Consider the following 3,939-nt stretch of genomic DNA (forward strand, 5'->3'; position numbering starts at 1 on the left):
TGCGGCACGTACCGGACGGCTCCAAAGCGGAAGCGACGGACCGTGATCGGCTACACCACGACCGGGGACACGACCCGAGGGCCGATGCCCCGAAAGGAGAACCCGGTCCGCGACGGGTTCGACGGGGTCACCGAGGAGGGAAGGCCGAAGGGCGGCCCACCGCCCGAGTCAGGCGCGACACGCCGCGGACCACACCCGACCGAAGTCGATGTGGTCACGCCAGACCAAGCGCTGCTGGGCGTTCATGCGGCCAATTGAGCAATACATCTCGCTCGTCGTCAACCAACGCCCGCATGCCGGACCGGCTCCGGCACGCGGGCCGACCGCCCACGGCAACGAATACCGGCCACCCAGTCGATCGTTCCCTATATTTCCTATCGATTTACTAGGGAAGTATTGACGGCGCCCTGCTGGGATGCGCAGGATGATGCACATGTGCCCCACGCAGCAACGACTCGTTCGTCGTCGGCATGTCGACTTTGGTCACGTCGTCAGCGCCGCCTGCTGTCGCGTCTAGGGCTCGCGACTCGCACCCATCGCGCGTGCCGCTCCGCATCCTTCAGGTGAACTCACCCACCGCTCCCGACAGCCCGACATCCTTCTGAAGGACGACCGCCATGACCACGGCACTTCCGGCTCAGCCCGCTCCCCCGCATTCGCCGCTCTCCGACGTGCGCCATCTTCGCCTGGTGGGCGCCACCCCTCAGAGCGGCACCGGGGATCGCGATGCGGCCCCGCTCGTCGGCTACCTCCTGTTCGTCCCCGAGGGCACCGACCCGGCCGAACTCTTCGTCAAGGACGGCGTACGGCCGGAGCTCCGGCCGGTCACCTACGACGACTCGCCGCCCGCGCTCCCGGCGAGCGGCGACAGCATCCACGTCGACACCGCACGGCATGTCGCGCAGGCGGACGGGCGCGAACTCGACCTCACCTACCTCGAGTTCGAGCTGCTGGCCCATCTCGTTCTGCGCCCCCACCAGGTGCACTCGCGCGAGCAGCTGGTGGCCAACGTATGGGGCTACGACCACGTCGGCGACGGCCGCACCGTGGACGTCCACATCGCGCGCCTGCGCCGCAAGCTGGGCAAGGCTCACCAGCACCGGATCGTCACCGTACGACGCGTGGGCTACAAGTACGTCCCCGACCAGCAAGCGAGCCCCGACGCCGCTTCCTGCGGCCGGCCTTGAGGAGACCAGTCCCATGGGCTTTGCCCCCGCGCAGTCCAGCCCCGCGCCGGAGTCCGACCGCACCGCGACGGGCCGTGCGCGCTGGCTGCACGTGGCCCGCGAGACGGCGGACGACCTGGCCACGGACGCGGTGGTCCGGGAGCAGGCGGGCAAGGTCCCGTTCGACGAGGTGTCCCGGCTGCGCGAGGCGGGCCTGCTGACGTTGCTGATACCGGCCGAGTTCGGGGGCGCAGGCGAGAGCTGGCCCACGGCCTACGCCGTCGTCCGGGAGATCGCCGCGGCCGACGGCGCCATCGGCCAGCTCCTCGGCTGTCACTACTTCATGTCGTGGAGCGCCCGGTTCTTCACCGAGCCCGCTCTCGCCGAGCAGGTCGGGCGGCGGTCCGCGGCCGAGCAGTGGTGCTGGGGCGGTGGCTTCGCCCGTCAGGAACCACCTCTCGCACTGAACAGGACCGCCGGTGGCTATCTGCTGGACGGTCGGCAGAGTTACGTCACCGGGGTCCTGGTCGCCGACCGGCTCGTCGTACGGGCCGTGCGGACCGACACCGGCGAACCGCTCGCCGTGGTCGTCGATCCGGCCCGGCACGGCGTGGTGATCGACGGTGACGCCGACCCCTTCGGCCAACGGCTCGCGGCCGGCGGCAGCGTGGAGTTCGACGGCGTGCCGGTCAGCACCGACGACGTGCTCGGCTCCCTGTCCGCGGACGAGGACGCCCTGTCGCCCGTAGCCTCCCTGGCGTCGCCGGTCGGGCGGCTCGTGTCCGTCCAGCTCCGTCTCGGAATGGCCGAGGGAGTGCTCGCCGAAGCCCGTGAGTACAGCCGGGCGGGCCACTCCCCCTGGGACCCGGCGTGGCCGGCCGGCTCTCCGCAGGACCCGCAGGTGCTGACGACGTACGGGGAGCTCACCGTCCTCACCCGCTCCGCCTCCGCGCTCACCGATCAAGCGCTGGATGCCCTGCAGGGCGGGCTGGCGCACGGCGAAGACCTCACGTACGACGAGTACGCGGAGATATCGGTCCTCGTGGCGATGGCCGAAGCGGCCGCCTCCAGGGCCGTGCAGGAATGCACTGCCCGCGCACTGGACGTCATCGGCGCCCGCTCCACGTCCTCGCGGCTGGGCTTCGACCGCTTCTGGCGCAATGCCAGGACCCACACCCTGTACGAGCCCGTGGCCGACCGACTCCGCGATGTCGGGGACTACTTCCTCAACGGTGCACACCCCCCGTTCATCCTGCCTGCCTGACCTCGCAAGACCCTGTCTTGATCACGGTGACCTGAACCCTGTGGCCGCCGGGTGAGAACGGGTGCCCGGCATCCCGCCCGCGGCGCACGCCGACCGAATTCGTACGGGATAATGAATGTATGCGGATCTCAGCCAGGGCGGACTACGCGGTACGTGCCGCACTGCAGCTCGCCGCGTCACGAGATGACGGGCCACTGAAGGCCGAGGCCATCGCCGACGCCCAGGACATCCCGCACAAATTCCTCGAAGGCATCCTGAACGACATGCGGCGGGGCGGTCTCGTGCTCAGCCAGCGCGGCGGGAACGGCGGCTACCGGCTGGCCAAGCCTCCCGAGTCCATCAGCATCGCCGACGTCATTCGCGTCGTGGACGGACCGCTGGTCTCGGTCCGCGGGGTCCGCCCTCCCGACCTGTCCTACACCGGACCTGCCCAGTCGCTGCTCCCCCTGTGGATCGCACTGCGCTCCAACGTGCGCGAGATCCTCGAGGGCGTCTCCCTCGCCGACGTCGCGTCGGCCGAGTTGCCCGCCGGAGTTTCCGCGCTGACCGACGCCCCCGACGCCTGGACGAACCCCTGACCGCAGGGCCACTCGCAGCCTGATCTCACAGATCGAGATCAGGCTGTCCATAATATGAACACCCTCTTGGGGTGAAGGCCACCTTCTGTCACGATCCCCATCAACCAGGTGGGAAAACTAGGGAACTGCGGGGTGGCCATGAGAACGCTCAACCGCACAGACCGGTTGCTGCCCCTTCTGACCTCGCGTCGCCACATCGACCTCGGCCGTACGTCCAGCGCCATCTGTCGACCCGTCTGACGCCGTCCGCCGAACCCGGTGGCTCACGCAGAACACCGCTGCGCTCCCTGCCACCCCGCCCCTGTCGGCGGAGCGGACACTCTTCGACACCCTCGGATGACTCCGTCACGCGCACATCCCCATGACCGCATGCCTTCGGGCACTGCGTGGCCGTGACGGCGACGCACCATCCACTCCGGCAAACACCATCCACGTTCCACTCCTCGGCCCGCGACGGCATTCCTGCCGCCGAGGGCCGGTAGTGGAGCGCTGGTGCGTGCCACCGGGTGTTACGCCTCGCACTTCCGAACCTCCTGACAACCCATCCCTGAGAGGACACCTCCGTGTCTGCCGCACGACCGCTCACCACCCTGCGCACCATCGCCGCCATAGCCGCGCTTCCCCTGCTCACGCTTGCTGCCTGCGGTTACGGGTCCGAGTCCAAGGACGACGACACGTCGAAGGTGGCGGCCGAGGGCAAGAAGCTCTCCGCGGACACCGTCCGGATCGGCTACTTCCCGAACCTGACGCACGCCACCGCCCTGGTCGGCGACCAGGAAGGCCTGCTGCAGAAGGAACTCGGCGGCACGAAGGCCACCTACTCCCAGTTCAATGCGGGGCCTGCCGAGATCGAGGCGCTCAACTCGGGTTCGATCGACATCGGCTGGATCGGCCCCTCGCCCGCGATCAACGGCTACAGCACCACCGACGG

At 69.3% G+C, this 3,939-nt stretch carries 5 protein-coding genes; all 5 read left to right on the plus strand.

Features of this window, described 5'->3' with window-relative positions:
* Positions 1-617: 617 nt before the first annotated feature.
* Positions 618-1,187 carry a winged helix-turn-helix domain-containing protein gene (locus O3Q52_RS50075; RefSeq protein ID WP_269655082.1) on the plus strand — a complete coding sequence of 190 codons (570 nt, stop codon included), beginning with the start codon at positions 618-620 and terminating at the stop codon, positions 1,185-1,187.
* A 13-nt stretch (positions 1,188-1,200) separates the two neighbouring features.
* Positions 1,201-2,430, plus strand: a complete 1,230-nt coding sequence (locus O3Q52_RS50080) for an acyl-CoA dehydrogenase family protein (RefSeq protein WP_269655083.1) — start codon at positions 1,201-1,203, stop codon at positions 2,428-2,430.
* Between the two features lie 119 nt (positions 2,431-2,549).
* Entirely contained in the window at positions 2,550-3,008 is a 459-nt protein-coding gene (locus tag O3Q52_RS50085; RefSeq protein ID WP_269655084.1) for an Rrf2 family transcriptional regulator, read from the plus strand.
* Between the two features lie 138 nt (positions 3,009-3,146).
* Positions 3,147-3,248: a putative leader peptide gene (locus O3Q52_RS54315; RefSeq protein WP_327394225.1), complete on the plus strand. Its 102-nt coding sequence runs from the start codon at positions 3,147-3,149 to the stop codon at positions 3,246-3,248.
* A gap of 323 nt (positions 3,249-3,571) precedes the next feature.
* A partial coding sequence (locus tag O3Q52_RS50090) for an ABC transporter substrate-binding protein (protein WP_332113022.1) occupies positions 3,572-3,939 on the plus strand: 368 nt, incomplete at its 3' end.

Origin of the sequence: Streptomyces sp. ActVer, assembly GCF_027270795.1 — a bacterium.
Lineage (GTDB): Bacteria > Actinomycetota > Actinomycetes > Streptomycetales > Streptomycetaceae > Streptomyces > Streptomyces umbrinus_A.

Coding starts and splice junctions, on each gene's coding strand:
- O3Q52_RS50075 (WP_269655082.1), top strand. CDS start 618: ATGACCACGGCACTTCCGGCTCAGCCCGCTCCCCCGCATTCGCCGCTC.
- O3Q52_RS50080 (WP_269655083.1), top strand. CDS start 1,201: ATGGGCTTTGCCCCCGCGCAGTCCAGCCCCGCGCCGGAGTCCGACCGC.
- O3Q52_RS50085 (WP_269655084.1), top strand. CDS start 2,550: ATGCGGATCTCAGCCAGGGCGGACTACGCGGTACGTGCCGCACTGCAG.
- O3Q52_RS54315 (WP_327394225.1), top strand. CDS start 3,147: ATGAGAACGCTCAACCGCACAGACCGGTTGCTGCCCCTTCTGACCTCG.